Source organism: Candidatus Auribacterota bacterium, assembly GCA_026392035.1.
GTDB lineage: Bacteria > Auribacterota > Tritonobacteria > UBA1439 > UBA1439 > JAPLCX01.
The window spans coordinates 20,043-36,960 of sequence record JAPLCX010000028.1; the positions used below are offsets into that span (position 1 = coordinate 20,043).

The window sequence follows — 16,918 nt, forward strand, 5'->3', positions numbered from 1 at the left end:
AAATAAATCTATGTATTTAACTTGGTTAGACCACCATAGGAGGGAGGGAAGATGAAAAGAGTCAGCATGGGTTTTGCTGCGCTGCTTGTCATAGCGCTCTGCGCGCTCACCGGCGCCGGACTCGCGGCGCAGATAAGGCTGAGCAACGACATCGCATGGGTGAGCTCCTCGGACGCCTACAAATGCTGCGTCCAGCAGGCCTACGCTGATGCGGGGAGACGGGTGCGCGACCTCTCGCGCGGGGAAAAGCCCGGTACCTGGTGCGTCGTTTTTGATGCGGATGAAACGATCATCAGCAATGTCGAGTTCCAGGCATCGCTGCAGGCCAGGGGGGTCACGTATTCGGGCCAGGCATGGGATGAATGGTGTAATAAAGGAAAGGCGACCGCCCTTCCCGGCGCCAGGGAGTTCTGCGCCGCGGTCAGGGAGCGCGGGGGGAAGGTGGTCATCATCACGAATCGGCAGGAAGCCGTGGGGAAGGCCACCCTCAGGAATCTGGACGAGCTCGGTTTCACCTACGATGCGTGTCTCTTCCGTGAGGGCCCCTATCGCGCGGACCGGTCGAAGGCCGTGCGCCGGGCCGATGTGGAGGGAGGGGCCCTGAAGACCCTGCCCGAGGGAAAGCGCCTTCCCCCGCTCAAGATTCTGATGCTGGTCGGTGATCAGACCCACGATCTCTACAACGATAAAGAGATGGGTTTCAAGGATGTGAGAGAGCGGTTCGGCAGGGACCTGGTGATCATGCCCAACCCAATGTATGGCGACTGGGAGAAGGGGGGAACCTTTGTTGAGGCGGTCGGAGAGGCATCGGGGGCTCCCACAGGGAAGCGGGCGGTGGTTCATTCCACATCGCCGTGACGGACTTGGGAAGCATTGTGCAGATTAGAGATTGTGCCGCGGATGAACGCGGATGGAACCGCAGTTTAAAGTGTAAGGCTTAAAGTTTAGAGTGGGGGCAGTTGAAATCTGCGTCAATCCGCGCAGATCCGCGGCTGGTTCTCTCAATATAGTGCTCGCCCCCGCCGCCGCTTTCTGGTACAATTCGCGAAACTCGACCAGGACCGGGGCGATGCTGCCCACCTTAGAAACGATCAAGAAATTGCCCAAGGTGCTTTTACACGACCACCTCGATGGCGGCCTGCGGATTGACACGGTTATCGAGCTGGCGAAGAAGGAGCGCTATCCCCTCCCCTCTGACGATCCCCGAGAGCTCCTCGATTGGTTCCACCGCGGCGCGAACCGGGGGGATCTCAAACTCTACCTCGAAACGTTCAAGGTGATCTATGCCGTTCTCCAGACAGAGGGAGCGCTCGAGCGCGTGGCCTACGAATCGATCCTCGACCTGAAGCAAGACAACACTGTCTATGTCGAGACGCGGTTCGCCCCGTTCTTCCACACGAAAAGGGGGCTGACGCACGACGAGATCATGGAGGCGGTGCTCAAGGGGCTGCGCCAGGGATCGAGGGAGACGGGGATATCGTTCGGCCTCATCGTCTGCTCCATGCGCGGCACGGAGTGGGCGGTGCCGATGGCGGAGCTCGCCGTGAAGTACCGGGAAAAGGGCGCCGTCGCGTTCGATCTCGCCGGGGACGAGGCGGGCTACCCTGCCAAGAAGTATATCGAGGCGTTCCACTACTGCCAGCGGGAAAACTTCAACATCACCATTCACGCGGGTGAGGCGTTCGGCGCGGAATCGATCTGGCAGGCGCTCCAGTGGTGCGGCGCGCACCGCATCGGACATGGGACACGCCTCGTGGATGATTTCGTTATAGAAAAGGGGAGGGTGGTGGGAATGGGCACGCTCGCCCAGTACGTGCTGGACAAGCGCATCCCGCTGGAATGCTGCCTGAGCAGCAACATTCACACGGCCGCCGCGGAGAGCTTCGCCTCGCACCCCTTCCGCCTCTTCTACACGAACCGCTTCCGCGTCACGCTCAATACCGACAATCGTTTGATGAGCGACACCTCGATGAGCAAAGAGCTGGATATCGCGGCGCGCGCGTACAATCTCACCATGCGCGACCTTGAAATCCTCACGCTCAACGCGATGAAGAGCGCGTTCGTCCACTATGATGAGCGGTGCGACATCATCTATAAGGTAATCAAGCCGGCCTTCGCGAAGCTTAAGTTACCAAGAAATACCTGACTTGTCAAGCCCCGATGCTTTAGCTGATGCTTTGGCGGGCAATCGCTTTGTATGCCTCTGCTCCGATTCAATTGGCAGACCCTGCACATAATAAACGGGACTAGCGCGGGCATTAATGACATTGATCTGCCCTGTAAAAATCGGTTGACAAAAGTTGACAATAATCCACGGCATTTGGCATAATACCGACATGAATAAATCCCTTAATATCTCTGTTTTTAAAGACGCTCTCATCAGGGCCGGAATGAACCAATCGGACTTGGCGGATAAGCTGAACGTTTCCAGAGAGGCGGTATCAAAATGGGTTCAGGGTGGGGCATTCCCTCAGCCAGATAAACTGCTACGTATAGGGATGCTCCTGAAGTTGTCATTTGAGCAACTAGTTACAGTGGCATCGCCTACGCTTGTTCCAATCGTCACATTCCGAAGAAAGGCCCGCACGAAGACAAGAGACGAACACCTCGACAGCGCTCGCGAAACCGGCGAATTACTCAAACAATTGGTGAAATACCTGCCCGGTCAGGACTTGACTCAGCCTCCCACACTCAAAAATCCGATAAACAGCTACGATTACATCCAACGGGTAGCTGCGGATGTGCGTAAAGAGATGGGCCTGATGGGGAAGGAACGTATTGATTTTAAGGACATTATCGCTAAGTTCGACCGGCTTCACGCCGTGATCATCCCGGTCTTGTGGGGAGCCAGAGAATATCATGGTAATGCCCTGAATATTCACCTGCCCGACTCGAAGACGACTTGGATATTTCTAAACTTGGATAGCAATACTGTTGACTTCAAGTTCTGGATGGCTCATGAACTGGGCCATTCATTCGCGCCCACGCTTTCCGGAGAAGCTGGCGAGGATTTCGCCGACAGTTTCGCACAAGCTCTGCTTTTCCCTGAATCACATGCTGACAAACTTCATAATGTTTTACAGAGGATTCCCGGCATCGGGGCCAGGATCGAACGTGTCCGATCCGAGGCCATAAAGCATGTGATTTCGCCTTACACGATCCGCCTAGCATTGGAGGGATATGAACAAGCACGAGGCATCCCGAAAACTAAACTCGGTGACCTCTCGCCGTTCATGGGTTCGGTCGTGAACTTTGGGAAGAGATACCCTACTATTTCAAAGACTTTGTTCAGACGCCTTCCGCCAAAACCAGCCGACTATATCGACGTGGCCCGGTCTGTGTTCGAAAGCCAATTCTTTGACGCGCTATCCGAATTCTGCAAAAATGAGCAGGGGGCAGAACACTTCATTCACCGCGTGCTCGGGGTTTCCCTGGCAGACGCTAAAGCCCTGTCGGTGGAACTCCGGAAATGAGCACGCCGCCCCAGGTCATTCTTCTCGACAGCAACGCCTATTTTCGAATGGCTCGCTCCATTCATCCGTTGTTGCAGGAAACATTTGGGACGAGCCCTCGCTATTCTCTATTTGTCCTAGCAGACCTCGATGATGAGTATCTCACAAGCTCGCGATTGCAGAACAAGTTTGAGTGGGTGACTAATACGGAGTACAAGCAAGATAGACTGGCAAAGCGTTACGAATACCGTGGAAAACTTCGCAAGCAAGTTGAGAACGCCTTCTCATTTTTGTCGGCCTACTCAAAGATCCATGCTTTGAACCTCGCTCACGAGGATTTGAAAGCATTAGCAATCGGATTCGCTCGCGGATTCCCTGTTGTGAGCGACGATGCAGGTCTTCGCAAGGTTGCTCAAGCGCATCATATCGAATGTTGGAGTATGGTCAAACTACTGAAAGTGATGCTCGTAGCCGGTCGAATTGACATTGTGTTGATTAGGAAATTATTTGAATACCTTGACTACGAGAATGACCTCCCGATGGCAAAGAAGGAACTTCGCAAGTTGTTCAAGGATTACTTCGGGACAGATTGCTCTGTCTAGGGCAAAGGGACATTGAAAGCAATAGTAAGTACTGGATAGTCTAATTCATAGTGGTACAATAAATGGAGGAAGGTTACTGTCGATCATTCCAGCAACTATATATACTATACGTTAGGTGGGGCAAAAAAGGAGTCGACCATTGTCTCAATGGGAACAGATTATCCAACGCATCGCTGATCCCTAGCATAGACAAAATTGATGATATGACGACTACACTGCCTAGTAGCGAGGAAATATTGCAGGCTATACGAACGTCGGCGAAAGCTCTTGGCCGCCCCCCTTCCCGTCGTGAGTTTAAGAGCCACTCAGGCATGACTGAGTATCAAGTACTCAAGCATTTTCCGAGTTGGCGTGAGGCAGTGCGTGCCGCTGGTCTCGAACCGAACAGCACCAACCAGCCGCTTGATCCTGCTGTCCTTTTGGAAGACTGGGGCGAATATGTGCGGAAGTATCGCAGAATACCGACAAGAAACCAGTATCGAAGTGAAGGCACATATAGTGCTGGCGTATTCGATAGGAAAATAGGCACATGGTCTAGCATTCCTTCCAAGTTCCGTGCTTTTGCCGAAGGGCGTCCCGAGTGGGCTGACGTTGTTGCGCTCTTACCGATTGAGGTAGCCCGCCCTCGATCTGGCGCCGTGTTTTCAATGACCCCAAGTACCACAGTGACCTCGCCATCCATATCTTCACAACATAAAAGACATGCAAAGCTAGACGCTCGCCCAACTTATGGCAATCCGATTGATTTTCGCGGTCTTCGACATGAACCTGTTAATGAGGACGGTGTCGTATTTCTCTTTGGAATGGTTGCGCGAGAGCTTGGGTACCTAGTTGAGGCGGTACAAGCTGGTTTTCCAGATTGCGAGGCAAAGAGACAAGTTGACGCAGGGAAGTGGCAACGCGTCCGCATAGAATTTGAGTTCGAGAGTAAAGCGTTCCGAGATCACGGACATTCTCTAGAAGGATGTGATGTAATCGTGTGTTGGAAGCATAACTGGCCTGATTGTCCCCCTCATCTCGAAGTTGTTGAATTGAGTAACGTTATTAAATATCTTTCTGCGTCTGATGATTGATTGTGTAAGCACGCGCTGCAGGTTGTCCCGGGTCCGCTGGATCCCTGCTTTCGCAGGGATGACAAGCGCGCTGAATGCCGGCTAACATGTGTACTATCTCTTATTCCTAAATTGTTCCCAGAGCCGGCGGAAGCGGCTCTCGTAGATCATCTCGAAGAGCGCGAGCTTGTCGGGGAACAGCTCATGGCACTTATCCCTCACCCTGCTCTGGGCGATCTCGACGTCCACGTCGGGGAAGCGCTCATCGAGAATCATGCGGCAGACCTCGTCAGCCATCCTCCTCAACTCCTCGGCCTTTCGGGCGTCATCGGCGCTCGCGAGAATCCGTTCGACGCTCCGGAACAGTTCCACGTGAGACTCGTCGATGACCGCGCCGCAGCCGCACGTCACCGTCCTCCCGAATTGGAAGATCGTGATATCGTACTGGCGCCCGCAGCGGGGGCAGGTCACTGCCATACGTAATTCAATTATCTATTGTCAGGTTTGAGCCGTTTGAATCGTTCGAACTGTTTGAGCAGTTTCAATGGCTTAAATCTCTTTAATAAAGGGCATAACTCACAGCGCGATGTCTTGCGGCAGAACTCCTTGCCCGCCCGCACGATCAGCGCGTGGAATTCGTTGTACAGCCTCACGCTCTTTGGAATGCTTCCGGCGATGAAGCGTTGCACCTCATGGTATGAGGCATCCTCCGGAACGAGATTGTGCCGGCTGAATATCCGCGCGGTGTATGCGTCCACGACGAAGACCCGCCTGCCGAAGGCGTAGAGCAAGATGCTGTCCGCCGTCTCCGGCCCGATGCCGTGCACCGCGAGGAGCTTCCGGCGGAGTGCGGGGGTCCGCTCACGGGCCATGCGGCGCAGGCTTCCGCCGTACTCGTCGCGGAGAAAGTCCATGAACGCCTTGAGCTTGATGGCCTTCTGATTGAAATACCCCGAGGGCCTGACCAGCCGTGCGAGCGTCCGCCGGGGAGCGCCCGCCAGTCCCTTCACCGAAAGGAGGCGGGCTTTCTTGAGGTTTCTGATGGCCCGTTCGACGTTGCCCCACGCGGTGTTCTGTGTCAGGATAGCCCCCACGATGACCTCGATCGGGGTCTCGCCCGGCCACCAGTGCTGTGGGCCGAATATCCTGAAGAGTTCACGGTACATCTGCAGCATCACGTTCTTGTTTTTTGTCACAGATCGTACCCGAGCTTCTTGAGCCGGAGCTCGTCCTTCTTCCAATCCTTGATGACCTTCACCCTGAGGTCCAGGAATATTTTTTTGCCGAGAAACTCCTCGATATCCCTACGCGCCGCGCTGCCGATCCGCTTGATCATGCTCCCGCCCTTGCCGACCAGGATGCCCTTCTGCGATTCCCGCTCGGCGATGATCGTGGCGCGAACGACGACGATGCCGTCATCCCGTTCCTCCATACCCTCCATCCTCACCGCGGTGCCGTAGGGGATCTCCTGGTGGGTGAAGCTAAAAACCTTTTCCCTGATCATCTCGCCCACCGCGAAGCGCGTCGGCTGGTCGGAGAGGAGGTCGTCGGGGAAGATCTTCTCGCCCTCGGGCAACTGCTCGAGCGTCTTCGCCAGGAGGAGCTCCACGTTCTCTCCGCCAAGGGCCGAGATGGGAATGATCTCTTTAAAGGGCAGGAGCTGCCGGTAGGAATCGATCACGGGGAGAATCTCCTGCCGAGGCACCGTATCCACCTTGTTGATGAGGAGGAACACGGGAGCCTTGCAGTCGCGGAGGAGGGCGATCGCCTCACGGTCCTCATCACTAACGCGCGCGGGTTCCACCATCAAGTACACGAGGTCGGCCTCTCCGAACGAGCGCCTTGCGCCACGCACCATATACCTCCCGAGAAAGTCGCGCGGGGTGTGGAGGCCGGGGGTGTCTATGAACACAATCTGCGCGTCGGCCGTCGTCAGAATTCCGCGTATCGGGTCGCGCGTCGTCTGGGGCTTGGGGGTGACGATGGCAAGTTTCTGCCCCACGAGCCGGTTGAGCAGTGTCGACTTGCCGGTGTTGGGTCTCCCGATGATGGCGACGAAGCCGAATTTCATCTCTTTAAAACCTTAACCGAGGATTTCGCAGATAATCACGATTGTTTCTGCCACGTATTTGCACGGATGCTCACGGATGAAAATACTGTACGCATTAAGAACTTATTATCTGTGATAATCCGTGTCAATCCGTGGCTAAAATTGAATCTGTAGTTTCCTATTTATTGCTGGTGCGCCGTGCGACGTATCTTTCGATCTGCTGGCAGATACCGTGGAGCGCGCGGAGCTCATCGTCGGCAATGCCGCTCCTCCCGAAGATACGCATGAGCGTTCTCATGACGCTCGTGAGCACCTTCCTGCTGCCCTGGTCGCCGTAGCCGATGGAGGCGAGCGCCTTCTCCAGGCGCGCATAGAGTTTCCAGAGCTCGGCCTGTGGGACGAGCGCGGGGGGAGTAGTTGCCTGATCAGAGAGTGCATGCCCGAAGAGTTCGTAGCAGACCACCATCACTGTCTGGGCCACGTTGAGGGAGGGCATACCCCGTGAGGTGGGTATGCTGAGGGCAAGCTGGCAGTGCGCGAGCTCGTCATTGCTCAGCCCCTTATCCTCACGGCCAAAGAGTATCGCGACCTGATTGCGCGTTGTCGCAGCGGCAATCTTCGGTATCGCCGTGCGCAGGGGGATGATCGGCCGCCTGCTCCGCCCCCTTCGCCGCGTGGTCCCGACCACAAAGCCGCAGTCTCTCAAGGCCTCGCTCATGGTTCTACAGACGCGCGCGTTCCGCACTAGCTCTTCGGCGCCCCAGGCCAGGTTGTACACTTCGGGAGTATCGTAAGGGACGGGATTCACCAGAACGAGGCGGCTCACTCCCATATTCTTCATCGCGCGAGCAGCCGAGCCGATGTTGCCGGGATTGCGGATCCCGACAAGGACGATGGAGATGTTGTCCAGCAACGCTTTCATTGTATCTCAGCCGTGGATCATCGCGGATAAAAACCACAATTGGAACAGGATCCACGCAGATGAACGCAGATAAAACTGATTGCACCCTCACCCTCCTGTCTCCCTTCGGGGGGAGAGGGATGGGGTGAGGGGGTATTATAACACTGCCCCATCTGTGTGTATCCTGTTTCAAAAAATGCTTTGTATAAAAAGCCCACCGAAGAACCGGTGTTCGCGATAGGCTGGAGGGTGCGGGAGCCCATCAGCCCTTCTTGGATGTCACCGCGAAGAATGAGGCCGGTTGCTGCCTCACCTTCCGGCTGCCGCACTTCGGGCATTCGGGCCTTTTTTTGTCGTGCGCGCCTATGGTCATCGTCACGCGAAAGGTCTTCGCGCACTTTTCGCACTTGTATTCGTATGTTGGCATGGTCAATCTCCTCCATTGTCATCAATGTGTGGTATTTTAAACTATTTCTATCCGCGATGCAATAGGCGCGGATTTTTCAGGAACGTACGCGAGATTAACAGATCCACAGCGGTGATACACAGGTGAACGCGGGAGAGCGGCTCGCGCTACCATCTCCTGTGCGCGAGGCTCTCGATGGCTGCGGGGAGGTGGTCAATGATGTCGGAGGCGATGAGGGCGCGTTCGCCGAGGAGCAGCGCGGCGCGGTCTCCCGCGTCGCCGTGGACGAACACCCCCGCTCGGGCCGCATCGGGTGCCGACATCCCCTGGCCCCAGAACGAGGCGATGACTCCCGAGAGCACGTCGCCGCTGCCGCCGGAGGCCATGCCGGGGTTGCCGCTCGCGTTGAGGGAGAGACCGCCCGCAGCGGTGGCCACGACCGTCAGGGCCCCCTTGAGGGCGAGTGTGATCCCGTAGTCGCGGGCAAACCCTTCCGCTGCGGCGAGCCTGTCGTTCAGAATAGCGGCGGTATCTCTCTTGAGGAGGCGCGCCATTTCGCCGGGGTGGGGGGTGAGTATGACCTGAGACTCCATCTTCTTGAGGACGCTCGCGTCCTCCGCGAGCGCGTTGAGGCCGTCGGCATCAATGAGCATCGGCGTGCGCAGATTCGCGGCGAGCGTCCTCACCATCTGGACAGTCTCCTGATGCCGCGAGAGCCCCGGGCCTATCACCGCGATGTCGAATCGGTCAGCGACACGGAGAATCTCTTCACCCGCTTCCCTCCCGAGCGTGCCCGCCGCTGTTTCAGGCAACGGAAGGGTCATCGCCTCCGTGAGCTTCACCTCCAAGATGGGGTTGAGGCTGCGGGGCGCCGCAACCGTCACGAGGCCCGAGCCCGCCCGCATGGCGGCCGAGGCCGCGAGGCAGGCGGCGCCGGTCATGCCGGGAGAGCCCGCGACGATGAGGATGCGGCCGTAGTCGCCCTTGTGTGACACGCGTCGGCGCGGGGGAAAAAGATTGTAGAGGTCTTGCTCGACGGTGAGCTCCCCCTCGCCCGGGACGTCGCGGACCGAATCTTCCGGGAGGCCGATGTCTGCCACGCGGATCCGGCCGCTGTGCTCAAGGCCGTCTGCGCGGACCAGGCCGATCTTCGGGAGCCCCATCGTTACCGTGGCCGATGCCCGGACGGCGACACCGCAGGCGCGCCCGCTCGTGGCGTCGAGACCCGAGGGGACGTCTATGGCGACCACCATCTCATGCAGGCCGCAGATGAAGAATATCGCCTCGGCGAAATGCCCGGAGACATTGCCTTTCACCCCGGTCCCCAGGATGCCGTCAATGACGAGGTCAAACGCCCCCGCGCACTCTCTCAGGCCCTCGAGCTCTTCCAGGGTCTCCGCCCTGACCAGATCGGCTCCCGTCTGCTCCAGGCGCTGGAGGTTTTCTCGCGCGTCCCCGGTGATCTCCCTCCTGCCAGAGAGCAGGATCGTTTTTGTCTTTATTCCCTCCGCCTCGAGATGCCTCGCCGCGACGAACGCATCGCCGCCGTTGTTTCCTTTCCCCACGAAGAGGAGAGCCCTCCTGCGCAATCCCCCATCGGCAATCATCGATGCGGCGCAGCGGGCGACTGCCGCGCCCGCCCTCTCCATCAGCTCCATCGAGGGAATCCCGCGCTCGCGAATGGCGATCCGGTCGAGCTCCCTCATCTGTTCAGCCGTGACCAGCTTCATTGTCTATTCCTCACCACGGAGGACACAGAGTAAAGTTTAATATAGCTCGCCGCAGATTTGCGCGGATTAATTCTCACCACAGATGAACACGGATACACACGGATCATTTCTTGTTCGAGAAACCAGAAACGAGAAACTGTTGTTGCCGTTGTAACAATCTCCGTGCTCTCCGTGACTTCTCCGTGCCTCCGTGGTGAAACGTTGAATCACAGTTGGGTCGGTCCCAGTTTGAGCAGATCGAGCATCTCCCGCACTGCCTCTTCCAAGCCGACGAAGATTGCCCGGGAAATGATGCTGTGCCCGATATTCAGCTCCTCCAGGTGGGGAATAACAAGGACGGGACGTACGTTCCCGTACGTCAGGCCGTGGCCCGCGTTGATCCTGAGTCCTTTGCCGGACGCAAATTCACCCATTGAGATGAGCTTGTCGAGCTCGGCCTGTCGCTCAGTCGCCCCTTGCGCGCTGGCGTAGCAGCCGGTGTGGAGCTCGATGAAATCTGCCCCCGTTCCGGCAGCGGCGCTTATCTGATCCTCAACGGGATCTATGAAAATGCTGACCGTGATACCGGCCGCCTTCAGGCGCTTCGCCGCTCCGGTGATCTTGCCACTGTTTCCGGCGGCGTCGAGCCCGCCCTCCGTGGTGACCTCGTCTCTCTTCTCAGGGACAAGGCACACGCTGTCAGGCCTCACCCGCTCGGCGAACGAAATGATCTCCCCGGCGACCGCCATCTCGAGGTTGAGTCGCGTGCGGATCTTTTTCCTGAGCATCTCCACGTCGCGGTCCTGGATGTGCCGTCTGTCCTCGCGCAGGTGTACCGTGATGCCATGGGCACCTGCGAACTCACAAAGCGCCGCGGCGGCGACGGGGTCGGGTTCAACCGTCAGGCGCGCCTGGCGGACGGTCGCGACATGGTCTATGTTTACCCCGAGCTTGATCATAATACCGCTCCTCGAATTGGCTCCTGCCTCCTTGCGTTGGACGCTACTATACTATAATCCGATGAATCCGGCAACGCGGCAGGGAAAGTGGTATCGTGGTCTGAACCTCGAATAACCATGCTCATACTCGCCCTACGTATTCCACCTTTGTTCCATTTCGTAGGTGTCCGTCGCTCGCCTAAAAATACCTCCCGTGACTGAGGCTGTACATAAAAAATAGTTGTCGCTCCACCCGCCATCATCCCTTGGTTTTTCAATCCGGGATGGCTATAATAGGCTTCTCACGAGGCACCTTGAGATGAGAGAGAAGTGGACGTCGAAGATAGGGATCATAATGGCCGTCGCCGGTTCGGCAATCGGCCTGGGCAACTTCCTGCGTTTCCCCTCGCAGGCCGCGCAGAACGGCGGTGGCGCGTTCATGATCCCGTATTTTATTTCCCTCCTCCTCCTCGGCTTACCACTGATGTGGATTGAGTGGGCGATCGGCAGGTACGGCGGTATTTTTGGGCACGGAAGCGCGCCCTTGATTTTCAATCGCCTCTGGCAGCACCGCACGGCGAAATACTTCGGTGCGATAGGCATCTTCGGGCCGGTCGCGATCTTTATCTATTATATATATATCGAGAGCTGGCTCGTTGGCTACTGCGCTTTTTCGCTTACGGGCACCCTGCGCCACCATGCCACGAGGGAGGGAATGCTCGCTTTCCTCCAGCGCTACCAGGGGATAGGGTCGAGCCGCCTCTTTTTGTACTCGTATCTGTTTTTCCTTGTTACTTTCTTCGTCAACTTTGCCGTCATCTATCGGGGTCTGAAGGGCGGTATTGAGACGCTGTGCAACATCGCTCTCCCCATCCTGTTCCTCTTTGCCATCGTCATCGTGGTGCGGGTGCTGACAGTCGGCGCCCCAAACCCGGCCCATCCCGACTGGAACATCTACAACGGCATGGGATTTCTATGGAACCCGGATTTCAGCGCGCTGCTCAACTCCAGGGTGTGGCTCGCCGCCGCGGGGCAGATTTTCTTCACCCTGAGCGTCGGCATCGGGGTCATCATCACCTATGCGAGCTACCTCTCGAAGGGGGACGACATCGTGCTTTCGGGACTCACGGCAAGCTCCCTCAACGAGTTCGCCGAGGTCATCCTCGGCGGCTCGATTGTCATCCCGCTCGCCTTCGCCTTTTTCGGGCACGCCGGGGCGCAGGAGGTCGCGAAGAGCGGGAGCTTCAACATCGGGTTTGTCACGATGCCGCTCATCTTCTCGAACATGTCGCACGGAATGCTATTCGCCTTCCTCTGGTTCTTCCTGCTCTTTCTCGCGGGCCTCACCTCGAGCATTTCACTCCTGGAACCCGCGGTCGCTTTTCTGAAAGACGAGTTCTCCATATCGCGGAAGAAGGCGGTGGTGCTGATCGCCGCGGCGACATTAATCCTCTGCCAGTTCCCGATCTTCTTCCTCGCAAGGGGAGTGATGGATGACATCGACTTCTGGGCGGGGTCGTTCTTCCTCGTGGTATTCGGCATGGTAGAATGCGTGCTTTTCGTGTGGGTTTTTGGCATCCAGAGGGCCTGGGATGAGATACACCACGGGGCGGAGCTCTACGTGCCACGTTTCTACAAGTTCGTTATCAAGTACGTGACTCCGTCATTCCTGATCCTCATCCTCGCGTTCTGGTTCTTCCAGCAGGCGGTGCCGACCTTCCTCCTGAGGGGCGTGCCGCGAGAGAATGTTCCCTATATCATCGCGACGAGGGTGGGGCTGTTTGGCATGTTTGCGGCTATCATGGTGCTGGTACGGAAGGCATACCGCGTAAAATTTGGAGAGTCGAAATGACCTGGAGCGGCTGGTTATTTTTAATCCTTTCCTGGAGCCTGATACTCGGCCTGGTCATCTTTTGTGTCTGGAGAGCTTTGAAGGAGCCGTACAAGGACCTATAGGAAATGGCGCGGCGAGGAAGGGGGGGAGTCCATGGAAGATGAGCGGGAACAATGGTACTATAAAACCTCCGTGCTGGTGATCGCACTCCTGTGCGTCGGCCCCCTCGCGCTGCCACTCCTCTGGTTCAACCCGCGCTTCAGGCTGGCGACAAAGATACTCCTGAGCGCGGCAGTGCTCGTCGCGACCTACTACTCGATCATCCTCATGCGCCAGTCGATCGACAACATTATGACCTACTACCGGCAGATCCAGGAACCGTTCGACGTGCCCGCCCGTGCCGTTGTCACGCCCCGCTGACGCCTCGCGCGCTCCCGCCGCCCTCGGCGTGGTGCACGCGGTGCGGAGCGGATCATCCGAGCTCTTTGCCGATGACGTCGGCGATCTCACGAGCCATCGCTTCGATCGACTTTCTGTTTTCCCCCTCAACCATCACCCGAGCGATGCGCTCGGTGCCCGAGTAGCGTACGAGAACGCGCCCCTCGTCTCCCAGGGAGGCCTGGACCTTTTTGATCCTCTTGACAACCCCGGGCAGATCGTCGAACCGCTTCTTGTGCCTGACCTTGATGTTCACGAGCACCTGGGGATATTTCTTGATCCGCTTCCGGAGGTCGGAGAGCTTCTTCTTTGAGGAGCGCATGATCCGCAGCACCTGGAGGGCGGTGATCATGCCATCGCCGGTCGTGGTGTAGTCCCTGAAGATGATGTGCCCCGATTGCTCGCCCCCCAGGGTTGCATTCTGCCCGAGCATCTTTTCCACGACATAGCGGTCACCCACACGGGTCCTCAGCATTTTGATTCCCGCCTTCTTCATCGCGTGCTCGAGGCCGCAGTTGCTCATCACCGTTGCGACGAGGAGGTTCCCCTTCAGGGCACCGCTCGCCTTCATGTCCAACGCGCATATCCCCATGATAGTATCCCCATCCATGATCTGGCTCTTCTCGTCAACCATGATCGCCCTGTCCGCGTCGCCGTCGAGGCAGATTCCCAGGTCGGCGCGGTGCGCCGCCACCGCCTCGCTGATCACCTCGGGGTGCAGCGAGCCGCAGCCCCGGTTGATGTTTATTCCGTCGGGTTCGGCGTTGAGGACGATGACCTGCGCGCCGAGCTCCGTCAGTATCCTGGGCGCGACCCGGTACGCGGCGCCATTCGCGCAGTCGAGGACTACCTTTAAGCCGTCGAGGACCATCCCCCTGGGGAAGGAGCTCTTGACGAACTCCACGTAGCGGCCCTGCGCGTCGTCAACGCGGTAGGCCTTTCCCACGTCCAGGGCAGTGGGCCGGATGGAATCCAGTTCGCCGGTGGCGATGAGCTGCTCGATCCGGTTCTCCTTGCTGTCCGGGAGCTTGAAGCCGTCGCGGGAGAAGAACTTAATGCCGTTGTCCTCATAGGGATTGTGCGACGCGGAGATCATGATGCCGGCGTCGGCTCTCAGCGATCTCGTGATGAAGGCGGTGCCGGGCGTGGGGAGGGGGCCGATGAGCAGCACGTCAACGCCCATGGAGCAGATGCCCGCCACGAGCGCGTTCTCAAGCATGTATCCCGAGAGGCGCGTGTCCTTGCCGATCACGAACCGGTGCCTGCGGTCGGCGTCCCTGAAGACATACGCCGCCGCTCGTCCGAGCTTCAGCGCCGTTTCCACGGTCATCGGCTCTGTGTTGGCGACTCCCCTCACGCCATCAGTGCCGAACAGTTTCATCGTTGCCTGCATGGTCAAGTCTCGACTCCCTCACACCGCGGGCTGCCGGAGCCGCTCGTTCCCCGGGATGGGGATGGGCTTCTCATCTCGCTTCAGCTGGGCCTTGCGCTCGACTGCTTTCTCACTCCCGACCTCAGGTGGCGGCGTTCTCTTCAACGGGGGGAGCTGCTCGCCATTGATGAGCATGGTGATCTCCTTGCCGTCGAGCACCTCGCGCTCGAGGAGGGCCTGGGCGATCCTGTCCAGCGAGTCCCTGTGGGCGAGGACTATTTCGCGGGCTCTCTGGTAGCACTCGTCGATGATGAGGCGCACCTCGCGGTCGATCTCCTGTGCCGTCTTCTCGCTGTAATCGGCCGACCGCGCGATCTCCTTTCCCAGAAAGATATGCTCCTCCCGCTCGCCGAAGGTCATCGGCCCGAGCCGCTCGCTCATCCCCCATTCGCACACCATCATGTGGGCGATCTTGGTCGCCTGCTTGATGTCGCTCTGGGCGCCCGAGGTGATATCGCTGAATATGATCTCCTCGGCCACGCGGCCCCCCATCATGCCCGCGATCTGGCCGAGCAACTCCTTCTTGCTGTGGTGGTACTTGTCCTTTTCGGGGAGCTGCATCGTGGCGCCGAGGTACGCCATGCCGCGGGGGATGATCGTCACCTTGTGCAGCGGCTCCGTCTCCTCGATCGTGCTGAGCACGAGGGCGTGGCCGGCCTCGTGGTAGGCGGTGATCTTCTTATCCTTCTCGTCCATCACCTTGCTGCGGCGCTCCCGCCCCCAGCGCACCTTGTCGCGGGCCTCCTCGAGGTCCTCCATGTCAACACTCTTTTTGTCCAGGCGCGCCGCGAGCAGCGCCGCCTCGTTGACGAGGTTGGCGAGATCGGCGCCGGAGAACCCCGGCGTCCCGCGCCCGATCACGCCCAGCTCGACATGGTCGTCCAGGGGGACGCCCTGCACGTGCACCTTGAGAATCTCCTCCCTGCCGCGCAGGTCAGGCAGCTCGATGACGATCTGCCGGTCAAACCGCCCCGGCCTGAGGAGGGCGGGGTCGAGGACGTCGGGACGGTTGGTAGCGGCGATGAGGATCACCCCCTCCTGGGTATTGAAACCATCCATCTCGACGAGCAGGGCATTGAGCGTCTGCTCCCGCTCGTCATGCCCGCCGCCCAGGCCGGCACCGCGGTGGCGGCCGACTGCATCAATCTCGTCCACGAAGACAATGCAGGGGGAATTGCGTTTGGCCTGGTCGAAAAGGTCGCGCACGCGTGAGGCGCCCACGCCGACGAACATCTCGACGAACTCGCTGCCGCTGATGGAGAAAAAAGGCACTCCGGCCTCGCCGGCGGTGGCCTTGGCAATCAGTGTTTTGCCGCAGCCCGGAGGGCCTACCAGCAGCAGGCCGCGCGGTATGCGCGCGCCCAGGGCGAGGAATTTCTGCGGGGACTTGAGAAATTCCACTAACTCCTGCAACTCCCCCTTGGATTCGTCGATGCCGGCCACATCGGCAAAGGTAACGGTCGGCTTATCGCCGGAGGCTAAGCGCGCGCGGCTCTTGCCGAAATTGAAAGCCTGCGAATTGGCCCCGCGGGCGGAACGGAATAAAAAGAAAAGCAGGGCGCCGAACAGCACCAGCGGCAGGAAACTGAGCATGAGGTTGCCCCAGTCGATGCCGCCGGTCTTCACCTCGAATTTCATCCCGTCCGGGCCGAGCTTGACCCCGGCGTCCTTAAGGCTGTCCATCAGGTCCTTGGTGCCGCCTGTGTAGGAAGATTTAACAACCGGCTTGTCGTCTTTGAGGCCTATGATAGTATTGCCGTCCTGCTGGATGCTGTTGATCTGTCCGCTCTGGGCACTATCAATAAACGCGTAAAAATCCACTTCCTTGGGTCCCTTGTTGACCGGGAAAAAGCTGAATGCCAGCGCCAGCAATGCTACAAGGATAAGTAGGTAGAGAAGGCTACCCTGCCACCAACGTGCTTTCATTAATTACCTTCATTAAAAATTATTGATGGAATTATAGCAAAAGGAACCCCCGGTGATAAATAAACACACGTATAGGAATAACGGTGCACACTTTTCAATAAGCGAGGGATTGTACGGAAAAGGAAGGGCGCCCACATCGCAAATACCAGGCGGGCGCCCGCAATATCAAGTCCGTGTT

Annotated in this window: 16 protein-coding genes; 7 read left to right on the forward strand and 9 right to left on the reverse strand. The window is 58.1% G+C overall.

Going from position 1 to position 16,918, the window contains the following annotated elements; genetic code table 11:
- Positions 1 to 51: 51 nt before the first annotated feature.
- From NTX71_02790 to NTX71_02810, 5 genes are all read left to right on the forward strand, one after another.
- The gene (locus NTX71_02790) at positions 52 to 858 is read left to right on the forward strand and encodes a hypothetical protein (protein ID MCX6338831.1); all 807 of its coding nucleotides are present in this window, start codon (positions 52 to 54) and stop codon (positions 856 to 858) included.
- A 91-nt stretch (positions 859 to 949) separates the two neighbouring features.
- Positions 950 to 2,146, forward strand: coding sequence for an adenosine deaminase (locus NTX71_02795; GenBank protein MCX6338832.1), 1,197 nt, complete (start codon positions 950 to 952; stop codon positions 2,144 to 2,146).
- Positions 2,147 to 2,336: 190 nt separating this feature from the next.
- Positions 2,337 to 3,473 carry a helix-turn-helix transcriptional regulator gene (locus NTX71_02800; GenBank protein MCX6338833.1) on the forward strand — a complete coding sequence of 379 codons (1,137 nt, stop codon included), beginning with the start codon at positions 2,337 to 2,339 and terminating at the stop codon, positions 3,471 to 3,473.
- A complete protein-coding gene (locus tag NTX71_02805; GenBank protein ID MCX6338834.1) occupies positions 3,470 to 4,054 on the forward strand; it encodes a hypothetical protein in 585 nt (194 codons plus the stop codon). The genes NTX71_02800 and NTX71_02805 overlap by 4 nt, the downstream gene beginning before the upstream one ends.
- Before the next feature lie 203 nt (positions 4,055 to 4,257).
- On the forward strand, positions 4,258 to 5,127 hold the full coding sequence (locus NTX71_02810) for a hypothetical protein (protein MCX6338835.1): 870 nt from the start codon (positions 4,258 to 4,260) through the stop codon (positions 5,125 to 5,127).
- Between the two features lie 93 nt (positions 5,128 to 5,220).
- Here NTX71_02810 and NTX71_02815 read toward each other — a convergent pair whose 3' ends face one another.
- The 7 genes from NTX71_02815 to NTX71_02845 all read right to left on the reverse strand — a co-directional run bounded on the left by NTX71_02815 (position 5,221) and on the right by NTX71_02845 (position 11,131).
- The gene (locus tag NTX71_02815) at positions 5,221 to 5,583 is read right to left on the reverse strand and encodes a hypothetical protein (GenBank protein MCX6338836.1); all 363 of its coding nucleotides are present in this window, start codon (positions 5,581 to 5,583) and stop codon (positions 5,221 to 5,223) included.
- Positions 5,584 to 5,594: 11 nt separating this feature from the next.
- Entirely contained in the window at positions 5,595 to 6,302 is a 708-nt protein-coding gene (locus NTX71_02820) for an endonuclease III domain-containing protein (protein ID MCX6338837.1), read from the reverse strand.
- Positions 6,299 to 7,177, reverse strand: a complete 879-nt coding sequence (gene era, locus NTX71_02825) for a GTPase Era (protein MCX6338838.1) — start codon at positions 7,175 to 7,177, stop codon at positions 6,299 to 6,301. Before era ends, NTX71_02820 begins: the two co-directional genes overlap by 4 nt.
- A 157-nt stretch (positions 7,178 to 7,334) precedes the next feature.
- The gene (locus tag NTX71_02830; protein ID MCX6338839.1) at positions 7,335 to 8,078 is read right to left on the reverse strand and encodes an RNA methyltransferase; all 744 of its coding nucleotides are present in this window, start codon (positions 8,076 to 8,078) and stop codon (positions 7,335 to 7,337) included.
- A gap of 241 nt (positions 8,079 to 8,319) precedes the next feature.
- On the reverse strand, positions 8,320 to 8,484 hold the full coding sequence (locus tag NTX71_02835) for a zinc ribbon domain-containing protein (protein ID MCX6338840.1): 165 nt from the start codon (positions 8,482 to 8,484) through the stop codon (positions 8,320 to 8,322).
- A 146-nt stretch (positions 8,485 to 8,630) separates the two neighbouring features.
- Entirely contained in the window at positions 8,631 to 10,193 is a 1,563-nt protein-coding gene (locus NTX71_02840; GenBank protein ID MCX6338841.1) for an NAD(P)H-hydrate dehydratase, read from the reverse strand.
- A gap of 206 nt (positions 10,194 to 10,399) precedes the next feature.
- Positions 10,400 to 11,131, reverse strand: coding sequence for a pyridoxine 5'-phosphate synthase (locus NTX71_02845; GenBank protein MCX6338842.1), 732 nt, complete (start codon positions 11,129 to 11,131; stop codon positions 10,400 to 10,402).
- Between the two features lie 298 nt (positions 11,132 to 11,429).
- Here NTX71_02845 and NTX71_02850 point away from each other — a divergent pair, with 298 nt between their 5' ends.
- Together NTX71_02850 and NTX71_02855 are read left to right on the forward strand one after the other, a co-directional pair.
- Positions 11,430 to 12,962, forward strand: a complete 1,533-nt coding sequence (locus NTX71_02850; protein ID MCX6338843.1) for a sodium-dependent transporter — start codon at positions 11,430 to 11,432, stop codon at positions 12,960 to 12,962.
- Positions 12,963 to 13,097: 135 nt separating this feature from the next.
- Complete coding sequence (locus tag NTX71_02855; GenBank protein ID MCX6338844.1) at positions 13,098 to 13,364, forward strand: hypothetical protein; 267 nt, start codon at positions 13,098 to 13,100, stop codon at positions 13,362 to 13,364.
- A gap of 52 nt (positions 13,365 to 13,416) precedes the next feature.
- Here NTX71_02855 and glmM read toward each other — a convergent pair whose 3' ends face one another.
- Positions 13,417 to 14,775, reverse strand: coding sequence for a phosphoglucosamine mutase (gene glmM / locus NTX71_02860; GenBank protein ID MCX6338845.1), 1,359 nt, complete (start codon positions 14,773 to 14,775; stop codon positions 13,417 to 13,419).
- 18 nt (positions 14,776 to 14,793) lie between these two features.
- Complete coding sequence (ftsH, locus tag NTX71_02865) at positions 14,794 to 16,740, reverse strand: ATP-dependent zinc metalloprotease FtsH (GenBank protein MCX6338846.1); 1,947 nt, start codon at positions 16,738 to 16,740, stop codon at positions 14,794 to 14,796.
- Between the last annotated feature and the right edge of the window lie 178 nt (positions 16,741 to 16,918).